This window comes from Microbacterium sp. STN6 (genome assembly GCF_026410545.1).
Taxonomy (GTDB): domain Bacteria; phylum Actinomycetota; class Actinomycetes; order Actinomycetales; family Microbacteriaceae; genus Root112D2.
This window is the reverse complement of sequence record NZ_JAPMIT010000002.1, coordinates 713,732-730,864: the sequence shown is the minus strand read 5'-3', so window position 1 is coordinate 730,864 and position 17,133 is coordinate 713,732. Positions and strand designations below refer to the sequence as shown.

The 17,133-nt window shown below is 68.9% G+C and carries 19 protein-coding genes; 2 read left to right on the top strand and 17 right to left on the bottom strand.

All coding sequences use genetic code 11. The features are described from left to right. Positions 1 to 70: 70 nt before the first annotated feature. The 17 genes from OSC27_RS08865 to OSC27_RS08785 all read right to left on the bottom strand — a co-directional run bounded on the left by OSC27_RS08865 (position 71) and on the right by OSC27_RS08785 (position 14,833). Entirely contained in the window at positions 71 to 1,246 is a 1,176-nt protein-coding gene (locus OSC27_RS08865) for a flagellar hook protein FlgE (protein WP_267181073.1), read from the bottom strand. A gap of 12 nt (positions 1,247 to 1,258) precedes the next feature. After that, complete coding sequence (locus tag OSC27_RS08860; protein WP_267181072.1) at positions 1,259 to 1,723, bottom strand: flagellar hook assembly protein FlgD; 465 nt, start codon at positions 1,721 to 1,723, stop codon at positions 1,259 to 1,261. 15 nt (positions 1,724 to 1,738) lie between these two features. Next, positions 1,739 to 3,430, bottom strand: a complete 1,692-nt coding sequence (locus tag OSC27_RS08855; RefSeq protein ID WP_267181071.1) for a flagellar hook-length control protein FliK — start codon at positions 3,428 to 3,430, stop codon at positions 1,739 to 1,741. After that, complete coding sequence (locus OSC27_RS08850; protein ID WP_267181070.1) at positions 3,427 to 4,131, bottom strand: C40 family peptidase; 705 nt, start codon at positions 4,129 to 4,131, stop codon at positions 3,427 to 3,429. Before OSC27_RS08850 ends, OSC27_RS08855 begins: the two co-directional genes overlap by 4 nt. Next, the gene (locus OSC27_RS08845; RefSeq protein WP_267181069.1) at positions 4,128 to 4,556 is read right to left on the bottom strand and encodes a flagellar FliJ family protein; all 429 of its coding nucleotides are present in this window, start codon (positions 4,554 to 4,556) and stop codon (positions 4,128 to 4,130) included. The genes OSC27_RS08850 and OSC27_RS08845 overlap by 4 nt, the downstream gene beginning before the upstream one ends. Next, a complete protein-coding gene (locus tag OSC27_RS08840) occupies positions 4,556 to 5,887 on the bottom strand; it encodes a FliI/YscN family ATPase (RefSeq protein WP_267181068.1) in 1,332 nt (443 codons plus the stop codon). The genes OSC27_RS08845 and OSC27_RS08840 overlap by 1 nt, the downstream gene beginning before the upstream one ends. Then, positions 5,888 to 6,502 (bottom strand): FliH/SctL family protein, encoded by a 615-nt coding sequence (locus OSC27_RS08835; protein WP_267181067.1) that lies wholly within the window; start codon positions 6,500 to 6,502, stop codon positions 5,888 to 5,890. Further along, complete coding sequence (gene fliG / locus OSC27_RS08830) at positions 6,492 to 7,511, bottom strand: flagellar motor switch protein FliG (RefSeq protein ID WP_267181066.1); 1,020 nt, start codon at positions 7,509 to 7,511, stop codon at positions 6,492 to 6,494. Before fliG ends, OSC27_RS08835 begins: the two co-directional genes overlap by 11 nt. Then, a complete protein-coding gene (fliF, locus tag OSC27_RS08825; protein WP_267181065.1) occupies positions 7,508 to 9,112 on the bottom strand; it encodes a flagellar basal-body MS-ring/collar protein FliF in 1,605 nt (534 codons plus the stop codon). Before fliF ends, fliG begins: the two co-directional genes overlap by 4 nt. Next, the gene (gene fliE / locus OSC27_RS08820; RefSeq protein WP_267181064.1) at positions 9,112 to 9,417 is read right to left on the bottom strand and encodes a flagellar hook-basal body complex protein FliE; all 306 of its coding nucleotides are present in this window, start codon (positions 9,415 to 9,417) and stop codon (positions 9,112 to 9,114) included. Before fliE ends, fliF begins: the two co-directional genes overlap by 1 nt. A 2-nt stretch (positions 9,418 to 9,419) precedes the next feature. Then, on the bottom strand, positions 9,420 to 9,809 hold the full coding sequence (locus tag OSC27_RS08815) for a flagellar basal body rod protein FlgC (protein WP_267181063.1): 390 nt from the start codon (positions 9,807 to 9,809) through the stop codon (positions 9,420 to 9,422). Next, complete coding sequence (locus OSC27_RS08810) at positions 9,809 to 10,150, bottom strand: flagellar basal body rod protein FlgB (RefSeq protein WP_267181062.1); 342 nt, start codon at positions 10,148 to 10,150, stop codon at positions 9,809 to 9,811. Before OSC27_RS08810 ends, OSC27_RS08815 begins: the two co-directional genes overlap by 1 nt. A gap of 152 nt (positions 10,151 to 10,302) precedes the next feature. After that, a complete protein-coding gene (locus OSC27_RS08805) occupies positions 10,303 to 10,641 on the bottom strand; it encodes a hypothetical protein (RefSeq protein WP_267181061.1) in 339 nt (112 codons plus the stop codon). Beyond that, positions 10,634 to 11,050: a flagellar export chaperone FliS gene (gene fliS, locus OSC27_RS08800; RefSeq protein WP_267181060.1), complete on the bottom strand. Its 417-nt coding sequence runs from the start codon at positions 11,048 to 11,050 to the stop codon at positions 10,634 to 10,636. The genes OSC27_RS08805 and fliS overlap by 8 nt, the downstream gene beginning before the upstream one ends. A gap of 11 nt (positions 11,051 to 11,061) precedes the next feature. Then, complete coding sequence (gene fliD, locus OSC27_RS08795) at positions 11,062 to 12,444, bottom strand: flagellar filament capping protein FliD (protein WP_267181059.1); 1,383 nt, start codon at positions 12,442 to 12,444, stop codon at positions 11,062 to 11,064. A 257-nt stretch (positions 12,445 to 12,701) separates the two neighbouring features. Continuing rightward, complete coding sequence (locus OSC27_RS08790; protein WP_267181058.1) at positions 12,702 to 13,853, bottom strand: flagellin; 1,152 nt, start codon at positions 13,851 to 13,853, stop codon at positions 12,702 to 12,704. A 140-nt stretch (positions 13,854 to 13,993) separates the two neighbouring features. After that, complete coding sequence (locus OSC27_RS08785; RefSeq protein WP_267181057.1) at positions 13,994 to 14,833, bottom strand: sigma-70 family RNA polymerase sigma factor; 840 nt, start codon at positions 14,831 to 14,833, stop codon at positions 13,994 to 13,996. Between the two features lie 388 nt (positions 14,834 to 15,221). On the opposite strand from OSC27_RS08785, the gene OSC27_RS08780 reads away from it, so the two are divergent. Both OSC27_RS08780 and flgK read left to right on the top strand, forming a co-directional pair. Then, positions 15,222 to 15,707, top strand: coding sequence for a flagellar protein FlgN (locus tag OSC27_RS08780; protein ID WP_267181056.1), 486 nt, complete (start codon positions 15,222 to 15,224; stop codon positions 15,705 to 15,707). A gap of 5 nt (positions 15,708 to 15,712) precedes the next feature. After that, positions 15,713 to 17,131: a flagellar hook-associated protein FlgK gene (flgK, locus tag OSC27_RS08775; protein WP_267181055.1), complete on the top strand. Its 1,419-nt coding sequence runs from the start codon at positions 15,713 to 15,715 to the stop codon at positions 17,129 to 17,131. The last annotated feature ends 2 nt before the right edge of the window (positions 17,132 to 17,133 follow it).

The window sequence follows — 17,133 nt, the reverse complement described above, 5'->3', positions numbered from 1 at the left end:
CCACTGTCGGCCGCTCCCGGATGCGCGTTAGGCATCGGGAACGGCCGACAGGCCGAGCGATTGTGCGTTATCAGCGCTTCAGGCTAGTAAGCTCCTGCAGCACCTCGTCGCTGGTGGTGATGATGCGCGCGTTTGCCTGGAAACCACGCTGGGCGACAATCAGGTTGGTGAACTCCTGCGAGAGGTCCACGTTCGACATCTCGAGGCTGCCCGCGGTGAGCTGGCCGAGGCCGTCGGAGCCGGCGCTGCCGAGGGCGGCCGTTCCCGAGTTGACCGTGGCGCGGTACTCGGACGAGCCCGCCTTCTCGAGGCCGCCCGGGTTGATGAAGTTCGCCAGCGCGATGCGGCCGATGGGCTCGGTGTCGCCGTTGCTGAACGTACCGATGAGCGTGCCGTCCTTCGACAGGGTGAAGGTGTCGAGCGTGCCGGCGGCGCGGCCGTCCTGGTCGGCAATGCTGACGCTCGTGATGCCCGCGTATCCGGTGAGGGAATCCATGTTCACATCCACGCCGCCGATGTTGATCGGTCCAGGAGGCGTCGTGAGCGCGCCGCTGGCGAACGGAAGGCTCGCCACCGTTGCGCCGGCCTCGTCGGTCACGGTCCAGCTCTGCGCCGGCGCCGCATCCTTCGTGAAGGTCAGAGTGAGGTTGGAGGCGTTGCCCGAGGCGTCATAGATCTTGATGTCGCGCGTGAGCGCCGTGCCGTCCGCGGCGTCGTCGGGCAGGTTGCCGGTCACGGTGGCTGTGGTGGTCTGCGCGGAGGGCGAGACCGCCTTCAGCGGCAGCGACAGGTCGCCGATGGCCCCGCCGGAATTCACCACGCCGTTCACGGCTGGCCAGCCCTGCAGAATCGCGCCATCCGGGGTCACCAGACGCCCCTGCGGGTCGGGGCTGAACGATCCCGCACGCGTGTACAGCGTCTCGTTGCCGACCTTGACCGTGAAGAATCCGTCGCCCGAGATCATCATGTCGGTCGGCTTGCCGGTGGCCTGCGCCGACCCCTGAGTGAAGTTGGTGGCGATGCCCGCCACCTGCACGCCGAGCCCGACCTGCGCGGGGTTGGTGCCGCCGACCTCGGCCTGAGGCCCGCTCGCACCCTTCTGCATCTGCGAGAGCGTGTCCTGGAACTGGGTCGACGACGACTTGAATCCGATGGTGTTGACGTTGGCGATGTTGTTGCCGGTCACGTCGAGCATGGTCTGGTGCGACCGGAGGCCCGAGATGCCGGAGTACAGAGAACGAAGCATGATGCTCGCCTTTCAGTTGGTGGTTGACGTTGAAGAGGTTGAGGTGGCGGTCGGTGTGGTGCTCGCCGGGGTACGGATGCCGCTGATGGCGTCGAGGGCGACCTCGACCCCGTCCACGGTCACCTGCGGCACCGGCCCGGCGAAGGAGACGGACGAGGCGATGCCGCTGATCGCGTCTCCATCGGAGTTCGTGTAGCTCACCTGCTGGCCCACGAGGCCCGCGGCGGCAATGCGCATCTGCAGTGAGAAGTTCTCGTTGCTCGTGGTCGTCTGCTTGGTGATCTGCTCCATCATCGCCAGCTGCGTGGTCTGCGAGATCATCTGGCCCGTGTCCATGGGCGAGCTCGGGTCCTGGTTCTTCAGCTGGGCCACGAGCAGGTTCATGAACGCGTCGGCGTCGAGCGTCTGCTTGGGCGCGCGCGTCGGCGGAGTCGCGTACAGCGCTCCGGACGCGCTCGCCACGGTGTCGATCGGCATGGTGTTCTCCTTCTCTCAGACGAGCAGGTCGAGGGTCGATGTCGCCAGGTGGCGCGGTCTGGGGGTTCGCTCACTCTCGTCGCCCACCGCAAGGTCGGTGCGTGAGCCCGAGGCGCGCTCCGTTCGGGGTGCGAGCGACTGGCGGCCGTCGGCCTGCGCATCCGCGGGCTGGTTCTGCGATGACAGGTCGAGCTGAGCGTTTGCGCCGGTGGCGGAGAGGTCTCGGCGCAGGTCGCCGAGGATCGTGCGCAGGGCGTCGCGGCCGGCGTCGGTCGGGGCGAAGAGCTCCACGTGCATGCCCGCCGCGGTGACGTGCGCGCGTACCGTGACCGGTCCGAGGTTCTCTGGCGTGACGTTGAGCGTGAGCGTGTGCTCGCCCGGCTTGGCACCGGCGAGGGTGAAGATGGGCGTCGCGAGCTGGGCCGCGAGCGGCAGCGCGGGAGCCTGGGGAGCCGGCTGCGCGGCCGCGGTCGGCGCGGTAGCCTGTGCTGCGGGCGCCTGGGTCACCTGCACTGCGGCCTGGGGCATGGCCGAGCCATCGACTGGGAGGGCCTTGGCAATCGGCGCCGCAGGTGAGCCAGAAGCGGATGCGGCCGACGCCGCTGCGTCGCCCGTCACGCCCGCACCGTTCGCGTTCGCGCCGCCACCGTTCGTGGTTGTCGTGACGACGCTGCCGTTGCCCGCGGACGCTGCCGCGTGCAGCCCGCCCGCCGCCTCCCCCGCCTTCGGGGTCGCCGTCGTCGCTCCGGTCGCTGCCGTCGCGGCACCGGCAGCGCCGGCCGTGGTCGTGGCGACGGCGTTCGTGGCCGCTGTCGGCACGGTGGTTGCCCCCGCTCCGGCGGCCTGTGCGGTGCCGGGCGTTGCTGCGGTACCGGGCGTTGCTGCGGCGGCGCGTGCGCTCGAGGCGGCGGCGCCGGTCGAGGGAGCGGGACGGGGCGCGGCGGCGACGGCTGCGGCGGTCGCGGGTGCGGTCGCCCCGGCCTGTGCGCCCTGAAGTGCCGATGACGGTGTGCTGCCGCTCGCCGGGGCGGTGGCGGATTGGGCGGCGGTGGCCGCGGGCGACTGGCCGGTCGTCGGCGATGATGCGGAAGCGGCGGCGGCGTGGCCGGCGACCGTCGACGTGATCGTGGCGGACGCTCCGGTCACGGGCACGGTCGCCGCTGCGGTAGCGGCAGCAGTCGCCGTCGCGACAGGCGATCCGGTCGCCGAGACAGAGATGGCGGCGGCGGCGGCGGTGGCCGCCGAGACAGCGGCCGCGGCGCCGGTCGTCGCCTGCGAGGACGATGCGGCGGCGGCATCCGCTGTGCCGCTCTGCGCCTGGGGCGTCGTGGCGGCGCTCGTCGATGCCTGGGCGGCGTCTGTCGACGGGCCGCTCGCGTCGGTCGTGGCGCCCTGCTGGGTCGCGGCGGTCGTCGCGGCGTTCGCAGTGGAGTCGTCGTGCGTGTGCCTGTGGTCGCCGCGCGTGGCCGCGCTCGCGTGGCCTTTGGCGGTCGCTGGCGCACCGTCGGAGCGGCGCCGCTCGCCCGCATCCGCGGGTCGGTCAGCAGGCCCGTCCGCCGAGCGGTCTGACGATGGACCGCGCGGCGCGAGGCGGTCGACCGCGCCGCGCATGGCGGAATCGAACCCGCCGGCGTCAGATGAACGGTGTGCCGCTCGCCCCGGCGTGGCAGCCGGTGCCGGCGGCGGCGTGGAGATCTGCATGGTCATGACGTGGCTCCGCTCGTCAGTGCGGCGCGCAGCGCCGCGGAGAGGGTGGTGCTATTCGAACCGGCCAGCGACGACAGGCTCGCGAGGGTGGTGCTGTTCGAACCGGCGAGCGACGACAGGCCCGCAAGACCGGTGGACGCTGCCGCGTCGGACGCCGACGGCACGATGCGCCGGATCGTGGCGATCTGGCTGTCGTTCATCCAGGCGTTGGCCACCTGCACGTTGCGGCCGGCGCTCGGCGCATGGATGACTTTGCCGTCGCCCGCGTAGATGACGATGTGATCCTCGCCCTTGAGCACGATGAGGTCGCCCGGCTGCGCCTGCGCGAGGGAGGGCACTTCGACGCCCATCTTGGCCTGGTCCGGCACGACACGCGGCAGCGTGATGCCGAGGTCGGCGTAGACGCGCTGCACGAGCCCGGAGCAGTCCATGCCGCTCGCGTCCTCCCCGCCGAACACGTAGGGCACGCCCAGGTATTTGCGGGCATCGGCCACCACGTCGGCGCCGGTGGCGCCCAGCGGGTTGGCGACGCCGGTGGACGACGAGACGGCGCTCGCGCCGGCGAGGCCGTTCGCCTGTGCGAGGGCGGAGGCGAAGGTGGTGTCCGAGGTACTGTCGGTCGCACTCGTCTTAGGGCCGAAGAGCTCGGAGAGCCGGGACTGGATCTGCTGGATCGAACCGACCGCGTCGGTGACGCTCATGATTCGCCCTCCTTCCTGTGCCACGATGTCGAGGCGATCTCGTCGATCACGGCCTGCTCCTCGCGCAGCTCTTCGTGCACCACGAGCGCGTCGTGCTTCGCCTCGAGCTTCTCGAGGCCGATCGAGCGCGAGCGCGCCTCCTCGTAGGTCTCCTGCGCGTCGGCGACGGCACTCTCGTGCACCCGGCCGAGCGCACCGAGCTCCTGCACCATGCCGAGCGTCGAGGCACGCGCCGCGGCGATCGCCGAGAGCGCCGCGACACTCGTCGGGTCGCTGGCGGTGTCGCGCAGCGCGGCACGCACACGCGTGTGGCGCTCCGAGTTCTCGCGCAGCAGTGCGTGTGCGGCGCCGAGCGATGCGGCGGCCTGGTCCTGCTGCAGGTGGCGCAGGCGCAGCAGACCGGCGAGGGAGAAGCGCGGCGCCATCAGGCCACCCCCATTGCGGTCGTGAGCGCGGCGAGCGTCGCCCACGACGTCTCCGCATCGACCTGCTCATCCATGCCCTGGCGCAGGAACGCGTCGATCGCCTGCTCGTGCTCGATGGCGGCGTCGACGAGCGGGTTCGTGCCGCTCTGGTAAGCGCCGACATCAAGCAGGTCCTGGGCCGATCGGCGGGCTGAAAGCACGCGGCGAAGAGCGCTGGCGAGGGCGGTTCGCTCCCGGGGGTTCACGCGCGAGGCGACGCGCGATACCGAGCCGAGCGCGTCGACCGAGGGAAAGTGGCCGACGACGGCGAGCTTGCGGTCGAGCACGACGTGGCCGTCGAGAATGGACCGGGCGGCATCGGCCACGGGCTCGTTGTGGTCGTCGCCGTCCACGAGAACCGTGTACACGCCGGTGACAGAGCCACGCGCATCCGTGCCTGCCCGTTCGAGCAGTTTGGCGAGAACCGAGAAGGTCGAGGGCGGGTAGCCCCGCGTCGCGGGCGGCTCGCCGACCGAGAGGCCGATCTCACGCTGGGCCATGGCCACGCGCGTGAGCGAATCCATCATGAGCATCACGTCGGCGCCCTCGTCACGGAACGACTCGGCGATGCGCGTGGCGACGAAGGCGGCGCGCAGCCGCATGAGTGCGGGCTCGTCCGAGGTGGAGACGACCACGATTGAGCGCGCAAGGCCCTCCTCGCCGAGGTCGTCCTCGAGGAATTCGCGCACCTCACGGCCGCGCTCCCCCACGAGTGCGATGACCGACACCTGGGCGTCGGTGCCGCGCGCCACCATGGAGAGCAGGGAGGACTTGCCGACGCCCGAGCCCGCGAAGAGGCCCATGCGCTGCCCCTTGCCGACGGTCGTCAGCGTGTCGAGCACGCGCACGCCCAACTGCAGCGGGGTGTCGATGCGGGCGCGGTGCATGGCAGAGGGCGCGGCATGATCGAGCGGCACCATCGCGGACGTCTCGAGCGGCCCCTTGCCGTCGATCGGGCGACCGAGCCCGTCGAGCACGCGACCGAACAGCCCGTGACCGGTCGGCACGAGCACGGGGGTTCCCGTAGAGCGCGCAGGCGCCCCCGCCCGTAGTCCGCCGAGCGTACCGAGGGGCATGCAGCGGATGCCGTCGCGCGTCGCGGCGACGACCTCGGCCTCGATTCCGGGGTGCTCGCCGACGCGAACCATGTCGCCGATGGCGCAGTCGAGGCCGTCGATCTCGATGCCGAGACCCACGACGGAGGAGACGACGCCGACCCGCTGCGGGCGCGCGGCCCTCAGCGCATTGCCGAATCGGTCGGCTCGGGGCCGCGTGGCGCTCACGTTGCTCATCTACGCCCCCTCGCCGAGCGCGGCACGAACGCGTGCCAGCGAACTCGTGATGCGGGCGTCGAGATACCCCGCCGGCAGCTCGGCGATGGCGTCGCCGCGGGCAAGAGCAGGGTCGGCCTGCAACGGGATGCTGAGGGCTCCGGTCGCCTCGTCGCCGAGGGAGCGAAGATCCGCCAGGTCGGCCGGGTTCAGCCGCACGGCGATGACATCGTCGGCCTCGGCGTGGTCGAGCGCGCGACGCAGCGCCGAGCGGGCGGAGTCGGCGCCATCCGCCAATTCGCGCCCGAGAATCGCCTCGGCGATGTCGACAGCGGCGGCCGCGAGCGAGTCCTGCGCGTCGTCGAGCACCGGGATGAGGCACGAATCCAGAGCCGCCCGTGCGGCGGTGAGAGCGGCAACAGCCGCGGCGACTCGAACCTGTTCTGCCGCTCGCGCCGTGTTGAACTCGTGCTCAAGCGCAGCGCGGCGCTCGTCGAGTTGACGCTGCGCGGCCTTGAGCCCGGCGGCATAGCCGGCTGCGTGGCCCTGCACACGAGCCTGCGCTTCGATGTCGTCGCGGCGGGCGTCGTTCAGTGCGGGAAAGCTGAGGCCCGAGAAGCGAGTGTCAGTAGACATACTCCTCCTCGTCTCCGCGCTGCAGGGTGATCGTGCCCTGAGCCTCGAGGTCGCGGATGGAGCGCACGACCTCCGCGCGTGCCTCCTCCACCTGGCTGACGCGCACTGGGCCGAGCGCCTCGAGCTCCTCGTTGAGGAGTTCCCGGTTGCGCTCGGAGAGGTTGGTGCGGATGGTCTCGACGACCGTCTCGGCCGATCCCTTCATCGCGAGGGCAAGAATGGCGGCGTCGATGCCACGGAGCACCTGCTGCACGTCCTTCGCCTCGAACTTCACGATGTCGGCGAAGGTCAGCATGCGCGAGCGAACCTCTTCGGCAAGCTCGGGGTCGCGCTCGTCGAGGCCGTCGAGCAGGGCGCGCTCGGTCGCGACATCGGAGCGGTTGATAATCTCGACGAGCGGCTGCACTCCCCCGATCACCTCGCTCGACTCGCGCGCTGTCACGACCGCACCGGCGCGCGCCTTGAGCGTGTCGGCCACGACACTCACGGCCTCCGGCGTCGCCGTGCCCATGGTCGCGATGCACTGGGCGACGTCGGTGCGGAGCGGGTCTTCGAGGCTCGCCAGCACGGCGGATGCCTGGTCGGGCCGCAGGTACGCGAGCACGAGAGCGATGGTCTGCGGCAGTTCGCCGTTGAGCAGGCTGGAGATCTGGCCCGATTCCGCGCCGTCGAGAAACTCGAAGGCACGGCCCGCGATCGATGACGCGACCCTGCTCATCACGCCGGCCGCTCTCTCGGCGCCGAACGACGCCTCGAGCAGGCCGGAGGCGAAGTCGCGGCCGCCGCGCGGGCTCCAGCCGCCCTGCAGGGTGAGCTCGTGGAACTCGAGAAGGGTGGCCTCAGCGGCGTCCTTGTCCACCTTGCGCAGCCGCACGATCTCTGCCGCGATCTCCTCAGCCTCGGTCTCGCTGAACTCGCGCATGACCTGCGCGGCACGCTCGTGCGACATGTTCATGAGTACGACGGCCACCTTCTGCGTGCCGGTCAGCACGGTGGTCCCGCTGCTCATGCGTTCTGCCGTTCATCCATCATGCTGCGCAGGAAGTCGGCGGCACGCGACGGATCCTGCTCTGCGAGGGCGCCGATCTCGGCGCGGCGACGTTCGACGTCGGAGGCCTCACCCAGGCTCGGAAGAGTGGGAGCGGCAGGAACGGCGGCGGGCTGCGCGGCAGGCGCCGTGAGCGGCAGAGTCGCCGCGCCCGAGGCGAGAGACGGCACGGCCTCTGTGAGCGTCCAGTCCTCCACCGTCTCGCGGTGCTGCCTGCGCGAGCGGCGTGCGTACAGGATGAGCCCGAGTGCCAGCGTGATGAGGATGCCGAGGGTGATGATGACCGTCTTCACAATGCCGGCGAACTGGTCGGCGGCATCCTGCGCCTTCGCGGCGTCCAGGGCTTTCGCCGCCTCCTTTGCCGAGGCGTGGCTGAAGTCGACGACCTTCACGGACACCTTGTCTCCGCGTGCCGTGTCGACGCCGGCGGCGGCCGAGACGAGGGAGGTCAGGTCGGCGACGTTGATCCCCTTGGCGGCCGCCGAGTCGACCGCGACCGACACGGTCTGCCGCGCGATGGCGCCGGACGGGATGTTGCGTGTCTCCGTCACCTGGTCGATCGCGTTGTTCTTGGTCGTGCTCTCCGAGTTGTACGAGCCGTCGGAGGTCGAACCGTTCGGCACCGCGATGTTGTCGGGGCCGAGCACGCCGCTCGAGCCGGCGCCGGTTCCCGAGTATGTCTCCTTCGTCGTGGATTCGTTGATCGACGGCGCGCTCGTCGGCTGCGAGTAGCTCGTCTCGGTTCTCGTCGCCGATTCCTGGTTGACGTCGGCCGCCACCACGACGGTCGCATTTCCGGTGCCGACCACCTTGTCGAGCATGCTCTGCACCGCGGTGCGCACGCGCTCCTGGTAGTCACCCGCCTGCTGGTCGGTCGAGCCGTTGACTCCGGTGCCGACGGCCGAGAGCACGGTTCCGCGCGAGTCGATGACCGCGACATCCGTGGGCTTCATGTCGTCGATCGATGCGCTGGTGAGGTGCACGATCGCCTGCACCTGGTCGGTCGTCAGGCTCACGCCGGCCTGGGTCTCGATGAACACGGATGCCGTCGGGTCCGTCTTCTGGGACGTGAACACGGTCTCCTTCGGAATCGCCAGCTGCACGGATGCCGTCTGAACGCCCTTCATCGCCGAGATCGTCTTGGCGAGCTCGCCTTCGATGGCCCGCTTGTACGTGACCGACTGCTGGAACTCGCTCGAGGTGACACCCATCTTGTCGAGAAGCGCGTAGCCGCCCGTGCTCGACGACGGCAGGCCCGCGGCCGCCGCCTTCAGACGCTCGTCGTACACCGACGCTTCCGGCACCAGCACCGTGCCGCCGCCGTTGGCGAGCTCGTACGAGACGCCGTCGGTGCGCAGCTGCTCGACGATCGCGTTCGCGTCGGAACCGCTTAGGCCCGAGAACAGCGGCGTGTACGAGGGCTTCGCGAGCCAGCTCGTGAGCGCGATGGCGCCGAGCACGACGACCGCGATACCGATGATCGCAATGGTGCGCTGGGCAATGCTGAACCCGCGGATGGTCGCGCCGAGGCGCGACAGCACGGAGGTGACTGCAGCGGGCATCAGGCCTGCATCCTCATGATCTCGTTGAACCCGTCAACGGCCTTGTTACGAATGGCCGCGGCGAGTTCGAGGGTGACCTGCGCCCTCGTTGCCGCGATCGTGGCGTCGTGAATGTCGGTGAGGTCACCCGTGACCGCCTTGATCGCCAGGGTGTTCGAGGTCGACTGCAACTGCTGCAGGTTGTCGACCGCGCCGCCGAGCGCGGTCGCGAAGCCGGAACCGTCGGTGGAGTTCGTGGCGGTCGTGGCCTGGGTCGCGGCGGTGCCGGCGATCGACTGGATGGCTCCGAGAGCGGGAATCGGCATGATCAGCGTCCGATCTGCAGTGCGGCTTCGTAGGTGGTCTTGGCTCGGTCGACGACGGCGGCGTTGGCCTGGTATCCGCGCTGGGCCATGATGAGCTCGCCCATCTGCTCGCCCATGTCGACGTCGGGGTAGCGCACATTGCCGTCGGCGTCCGCAAGCGGGTTGTTCGGGTCGTTGACGATCACGCCCTGCGCGTCGCCGTACGCGACGCCGGCCACATAGGCGCCGGAGGTCCCCTCCCCTGCCTGCGCCACGATGTAGCGGGCCTGGAAGGCCGCGTCGCTCGTGCGTGTGGCGTTGTTGGCGTTGGCGAGGTTGTCGCTGATGGCGTCGAGCCACTTGCGGTGCAGGGTCAGGCCGGTTCCGGCGATGCCGATCGCGTCGAAGGTCATCAGGCCGTCCTCATCGCCGCGCGCACGCCGTTGAAGAGGTTGCCCTCAGCCTGGGTGGCGAACTGGTACCGCAGCACCGTGTCGATGTTCGAGAGCGTCTCGGTGTCGAGGTTGACGTTGTTGCCGTTGAGGCGGGTCGGCTCGAGTGAGTTCGCGGTGGTGGCGGCGACTGTGCCGTCTCCGGCCTTGACCGAGGCGGCAAGCGCATCCTCGAACTGCACGCGCTTGGCGTGGTAGTTCGGCGTGTTGACGTTGGCGATGTTGTCTGCGATGGTCCGCTGGCGCAGGGCGAGCGCGTCGAGCGCGCTCGTCAGTGCGGCAGACGTCACGGATTCAAGCACGACGGCCGTCCCCTCACGAAGAGTGTGATTGGCCGATCCGTGGCCTCAAGAGTCGAGCGATCCGTGCTCGCTACAACCTCTCGGCATGCTCGACGGTTTCGTTAGGCAACGCACCGTATTGGAGCGGCCGGGATACTCCTCGAAGCGATGCGTCAGCCGACGGCATCCAGATACACGGATGCGCCACGGCCACTGACCTGTGGGACCGAGCGCACAGCGGCGATATGCCGGCTGGTCGACGCCAGCGCCTGCTGCAGGTGCGTGAGGGCCTCAGTCTGTGCGTCGAGCACCCGCTGTGCGCGTGCCACGAGGTGCGCCGGAATCGGGCCGGAGACGCGGGGAAGCGCGCCGGCCGGGAAGGCGAGGCGCGCGGTCGTGGCCGCATCCGCTCCGTTGGTCTGAAGAAGCGTGAGGTCGCGCTCAAGGCCGGAGAGAATGCTCTCCCATTCGCCGAGGACCTTCTCGTCGGTCTGTGTCTCGTACTCAGGCAACGCCGAGCTCCCCTCCGCTGTTCTGCGCAGCGGCGACGGGCAGCGAGTTGGCCGCCTCGTGCCAGGCCTGGCGCAGGGGTTCGAGCAGGTCGATCGCCTCGCGGGTGCGCGCCGGATCCCGATGGATGTTCGCGTTGATCAGGGCGGTCGACAGGTACGTGTAGAGGGCCATGATGCCCTCGGCGCCGTCCCAGGCGTCGGGCCGCAGCGAGGTCTGCAACTCGGCGATGATGGCCTGCGCGTGCTGCAGGTTCTCGTTGGCGAGCGGCCAGTCTGCGCCCAACTGGGCCTCTTCTGCCCGGTTGAGGTCGAGCAGCAGCCGGTCGTAGAGCATCGTCAGCAGGCGTGCGGGACTTGCCGAGAGGACCGCATCGCGTGCGTACTGAGAGCGGAGGGTGGTGTTTGCCATGGTCATCGTCATCAGCCGCCCGTGGAGAGGCCGGCGAGCTGGCCGGTCAGCCAGTTGGATTGCGATTGCAGGTTGCTCAGGTTGACCTCGAGCGTCGCATACGTCTTCTCGAGAGCCGTGCGCTGGTCGGCGAGGCGCAGGTCCCAGTCGCTGATCTGCTTGTTGTAGTCGGTGATGAGCGACTGCTGGCCCTTGATGGTGCCGGTGAGCGTTCCGTTGTACTGGTCGGAGACGACCTTGCCGGCATCCGCTACCCGCTGTGCAATCGCCTGGAGCGTGCTCTGGGCGAACGAGGGATCCTTTGCGAGGGCCGCGGCGAACTTGTCCGAGTCGAACGCGATGGTGCCGTCCTCGGCGATGCTGATGCCGATCTCGGAGGGCGAGTGCCCGTTGATCGGCATGGTTGCCGCCGTCATCATCTTCTGGTTCACGTCGCGCACGATCGATTCACCCGAGAGCACGCCACCCGTGACGACCGTTCGGCCGGTGTCGGGATCCGTGGAGGTGGTCGTCGCCGTCTGCTGGGTGATGTAGCCGAAGATGCCGTTGAGCGAGTCGACGAGGTCGCTGGCCTTCTTCGAGACCGCGGCGGTGTCCTGCTGGATCGAGAGGGTGACCGGTGTCGCGCTCACCGAGTTCACGGTGACGGAGACGCCGGGGAAGAGGTCGGTGAACGTATTGCTTGCCGAGCTGATCTGCTGTTCGGCTGCCGTGCCGGCCCACAGCGTGACGGTGGCGTCCTGGGCACTCTTGATCGTGGCTGATCCTGCCACCGTGCTCAGGTCGGTCGCGGTACCCGCCGTGACGTCGGCCTTGGAGCCCTGATACACCGTGAACGCGGCGTCCGCGCCGGTCTCCTTCGAGCTGAACTGCAGACGGAAGAGCGGATTGCCGGCGCCGTCTGTGCCCGAGGCGACCTTCATGGCCGTCACCCCCGAGCCGGCCGCGTTGAACGCGGTGACGACGTCATCGAGAGCGGTGCTCGCGGCAGTGACCTCGGTCGTGGTGCCGTCGGCGCCGACGACCGTGAGCACGGGCGGGTCAACGGGCCAGGCGCTCATCGTCGCGGTGACGCTCACCTGGCGCTGCGCCATCTGGCCCACCGTGAGGTCGATCTGGCCGGCGCTGGCGCCCGCCGCGACGGTGACGCTCACGGCGCTTGAGCTGCTGGAGGCTTTGTAGAGGTCGAGGGCACCGGGCTTGGCTGTCGCGTCGGCGAGCGAGCCGAGCGTCGCGGCGCGGGTGTTCAGGCTCTGGAAGGCCGAGACCAGGCTTTGCGTGGTCGAGACCTTGTTCTTCAGCATGGTCTGCGGCTGCGCCTCGACCTGCATGAGGCTGTTGATCAGGCTCGTGGTGTCGAGCCCGCTGACGAGGCCGTCGATTCCCACTGTCATGATCGGTTCCTCTCGCGGGGCGTGTCAGGCGCTGAGCTGGTGTTCGGGATAGCGGTGATGCGGTTCGGGATGGTGCGGGGCGGTTATTCGGGGTGGTGCTTCGGGGTGATGCTGGGCGGTGCTTCGGGGTGGTGCTGGTTTTGCGATGGTGCTGGTTTTGCGATCGGGCGGTGAATGACCGACGGCGGCCGAGAGCGAGGTCCAGTTCCCCCTCGGCCGCCGTCGGACGGCTTTCACCGTGCGTCAGTCAGTGACGACTAGCGCAGGAGCTGCAGAACTCCCTGGTTCGACTGGTTCGCCTGAGCGAGCATCGCGGTGCCGGCCTGCGACAGGATGTTCGCGCGGGTGTAGTTCACCATCTCTGAAGCCATGTCGGTGTCGGTGATGCGCGACGACGACGCGGAGAGGTTCTCCTTGCTGACGTTCAGGTTGTTGATGGTGTGCTCGAACCGGTTCTGGTCAGCACCGAGCTGCGCACGAGCGGTCGAGACCTTCGTGATCTGCGTGTCAAGCAGCTTGATGGCTGCCTGGGCGCCCGTAGCACTGGTGAAGTCGAGACCACCCGTTGCTGCGGCCGGCTGCGTGGTCGCGGCGGTGAGGCCGGTACCAGGTGCCGCGGCGACCGAGACGGTTCCGCCGGTCAGTGACTTCACGTTGAGGTCACCGGCGGCGTTCACGGTCGCGATGAGGTTCGCCGAGAACGTCTTGTCGGCGTTCAGGGCGTCGGCGACATCGCCAGCGGTCGCGTACGTGCCACTCAGCGCAGCGGTCGTCACAGCCGTGACGGACCCGTCGCCGTTCGCGACGCTGAACGCCTGAGCTCCAGCAACGGTGGCGGGCGCAGCGGTGAAGTTGCCACCCGTGTTGCCGACTCCGAGCGCGCTAGCGATCGTGGCGACGTTCGCGCTGCTGAGGTCGACCGTGATCTGGTCTGCCGCAGTACCGTTCGCGCCGACCTGGAAGGCGAGCTTGCCGTTCGTGCCGGCGGTGCCGTCGAGCAGGTTGATGCCGTTGAAGTTGCTCGACTGCGAGATGCGCGTGAGCTCGTCGTTCAGCGCGCTGGCCTCCGTGCTGATCGCCTTGCGGGAATCCGCGTTGTTCGAGTCGTTACCGGCCTGAACAGCGAGGTCGCGCATGCGCTGCAGGATCGACTGAACCTCGGTGAGCGAACCTTCAGTCGTCTGAATGACGCTGATGCCGTCCTGAGAGTTGCGGGCGGCGACTGTGAGGCCACCGATCTGCGACTTCAGGCCCTCCGAGATGGCCAGTCCTGCTGCGTCGTCCGCCGCGCGGTTGATGCGAAGGCCGCTGGAGAGCTTCTCAAGCGACTTCGACAGGTCGTTCTGCGTGTTGGACAGGTTCCGGTACGTGTTGAGTGCCGAAATGTTGGTGTTGATTGTCATACCCATGATGAATTCCTCCGTGACTGGGTCCTAAGTCGGCCATCCATGGCCTGACACTGGTAGCTATCGGCATCCCGCATCCGTGCGTTAGGCGCCGTGACGAAAACAGGAGGCTGTGTTGCGGCCGGCGCGGGACGAGGGCAGCGTCAGCCGGCGCGGCCGACCGCGACGCCGACGCGCGGCGCCTGCGCCATCGCGGGGCGCGCCATGCGGCTGAGACCGGCGGCGGCCTGCTCGGCCACCCGGGCCAGGTACGCCTCGCGGCTCACCGGCGAAATGCGCGACTGCGGCGCGTAGTCGGCCTCGGGAACGTCTGCGTAGTGCGTGCCGAGCCCGTCGCGCAGCAGGCGGATCGCCTCGGAGCGCTGCTGGGAGACCGCGGAGTGCGTGGTGCCGAGCTCCTCGGCGATCTCCTTGACGGAACGGTCCTCGAAGTAGATCTGCTCGATGACATACCGCATCTTCTCGGGCAGTGCCGTGACGGCGGTGCGCAGGTAGCGCAGCTGCTCGCCCTCGAGCAGCGTCTCCTCCGGAAGCGGCGTGGTGGAGGCGAGGAACTCCGAGGTGGTCTCATCGAGCGTCGTGAGCGTCCTGGCAGCATCCGCTAGGGCATCGGTCGCGATGCTGCGCTCGACGCCGAGCGCGTTCGCGATCTCGTCGACCGAGGGCGTGCGACCAAGAGCGGCGGTCAGCGTCTCCTGCACCGCGAGCGTCTCCTTGATGCGCTTGCGAGCCGAGCGGGTGGCCCAGTCCTCCGCGCGCATCTCGTCGGCGAAGGCGCCGATGATGCGCTTGCGCGCATACGCGCCGAAGGGAATCCCGAGCTCGGGCTTGAATGCCTCGGCGGCAGTGATGAGGGCGATCGATCCGGCAGACGCCATGTCGTCGCGCGACAGGTGCGTGGCCCGGGCACACAGATCTGAGACGAGGTAGCCCACCAGGGGCAGGTTCTCGACGACCAGTGCATTGCGTTCGGTTCGATTCACGGCAGGACCTCTTGGACGCTCGTAGGCGGAATTACTCAGTGAGGGCAAGCTGTTTGGAACAGGTGAAACTCGGGTGGAACGCTAGGTGTTGCTCGGGTGTGGTGCGGTGGTGCTCGGGTGTTGTGAGCGAGGAGATCGGGCATCTCTGCCGCTCATGACTTACCTTTTCAAACTCTCAGCAGATATGGAGGGTAGACGCGCCCCCACTAAGGGTGTGTCCGCTCCCCCAGTACGGGGGTGCATCGTTTCAGCCCGCGCGGCCTGCACATTCTCGGGCAACGCATCGGGTGTCCCCCTAACATGGGCGGCGAGGGTGCCGACAGTGGTCTGAAGAACGACGCCGGCACTTCCGCCGTCACCGTCCCGTCAAGAATCGAGTGGAGGAGCCATGGGCGCGCAAGAGCTGTCAGCCCTGCTCTGGCGAGAGCGTGAGTTGCTCGAACTGCTGACCTTCAAACTCGAGGAGGAGCAGCTGCTCCTCACCGCCGGGCGCACGCGCTGGGTGCAGCACGCCACGCGCGAGGTCGAACAGGTCATGGAGCGCCTTCGGGTGACCGGTCTCGCTCGCACGGTCGAGGTGGCGCAGGTCGCCACCGAATGGGGCACGGATGAGGGCGCCACCCTGCGCGAGCTCGTCTCACACGCCCCCGCCGGCCCGTGGGCCGAGATCTTCAACGGACACCTCTCCGCGATGACCGGCCTGACCGCCGAGATCAAGCAGCTGCGCGATGTGAACGAGCAGTACCTGCGCGCCGCGGTGCGCTCGACGCAGGAGGCGCTCGCCGGCGCCGAGAGCGAGGCGCGCACCTATGACGCGCACGGCACGAGCGAGCTCGTCGGCGGCCGCGCCCAGTTCTTTGACGCCAGGCTGTAAACGTCATGAGTACATTCAGTGGACTCAACACGGCCTACACGGGTCTCGTTGCGGCCCGGCAGGGCCTCGACGTCGTCGGCCAGAACATCGCCAACGCGTCGACCACCGGCTACACCCGGCAGCGCGTCAACACCTCGGCGATCGGCCCGGTTGCCAGCACGGGCCTGTTCTCGGCCGGGGTGACTCCCGGCCAGGGCGTCTCGGTCGACAGCATCACACGGCTTGCCGACGGATTCCTGGATGCACGGGTGCGCACCGCAGCATCCGCCGATGGGTACTGGAGCGCCCGGTCGAGCGGCATGACGACGCTGGAGACAAGCCTCAACGAGCCCGGATCGAATGGCATCTCGACGCAGCTGCAGAACTTCTGGTCTGCCTGGAGCGACCTGTCGAACAACACCTCGCTTCCCGCGAGCGGCGGCGTCGTGCTGCAGCAGGCCTCCGTGCTCACGGCACAGATCGCGCAGGGCTACACCGCGGTGACCAACCAATGGTCCCAGACCCGCACGACGGTTTCGAGCCTCGCCGATTCGGTGAACCAGGCCGCGGCGCAGATCGCCGACCTCAACGGACGCATTCGATCGACAACGGCGGCGGGAGGCTCGGTCAACGAGCTTCTCGACCAGCGCAGCCTGCTGACCACCTCGCTTGCGAACCTCGTCGGTGGCACGGTGCGCGACGTCGGCGACGGAACCGTCGATGTGCTCGTGGGTGGCAACGCCCTCGTGTCGGGCGACCGGGCCCGCAGCATCACGGCGGTCGGCTCCCAGGAGCTGGCAGGGGCCGCAACGGACCCCGTGCACCTCGAGTGGGCGGACCGCCCCGGCACCGCCATCGAGCTCAGCGGCGGCACGATCGCCGGGAGCATTTCGCTGCTGGCGCCGGCTTCCGGCGGAAGCGGTGGCGCGTTGGCCGAGGCCGCCGAGTCGTACAACACGCTGGCGAAGACGATCGCCGACCAGGTGAACGCGGTGCACTCGACCGGCGTGACGTCCACGGGCACGGCAGGCGGCGACTTCTTCTCCTACGATCCCGCCAACGCGGCGCTCAGCTTGAGCGTCGTTCCGACCTCGGCCGACCAGATCGCCATCGCCAACCCCACCGCGGGCAATCTCGACGGCAGCATCGCCGACGCCATCTCCCAGCTCGGCGTCGCCAAAGACTCCCCCGACCACCTGTGGTCGACCATCGTCACCGGCATCGGCGTGGCGTCGAAGACCGACGGCCAGCAGGCCTCTCTCTCCGGGCTCGCCTCGACGAATGCGAGCAGCATGCAGCTCTCGAATGCGTCCGTCGACATGGACGAGGAGAACATGAACATGCTCATGTTCCAGCACGCCTACCAGGGCGCCGCCCGCGTCATGACCGCGGTCGACGAACTGCTCGACACACTCATCAACAAGACCGGACTGGTCGGAAGGTAACA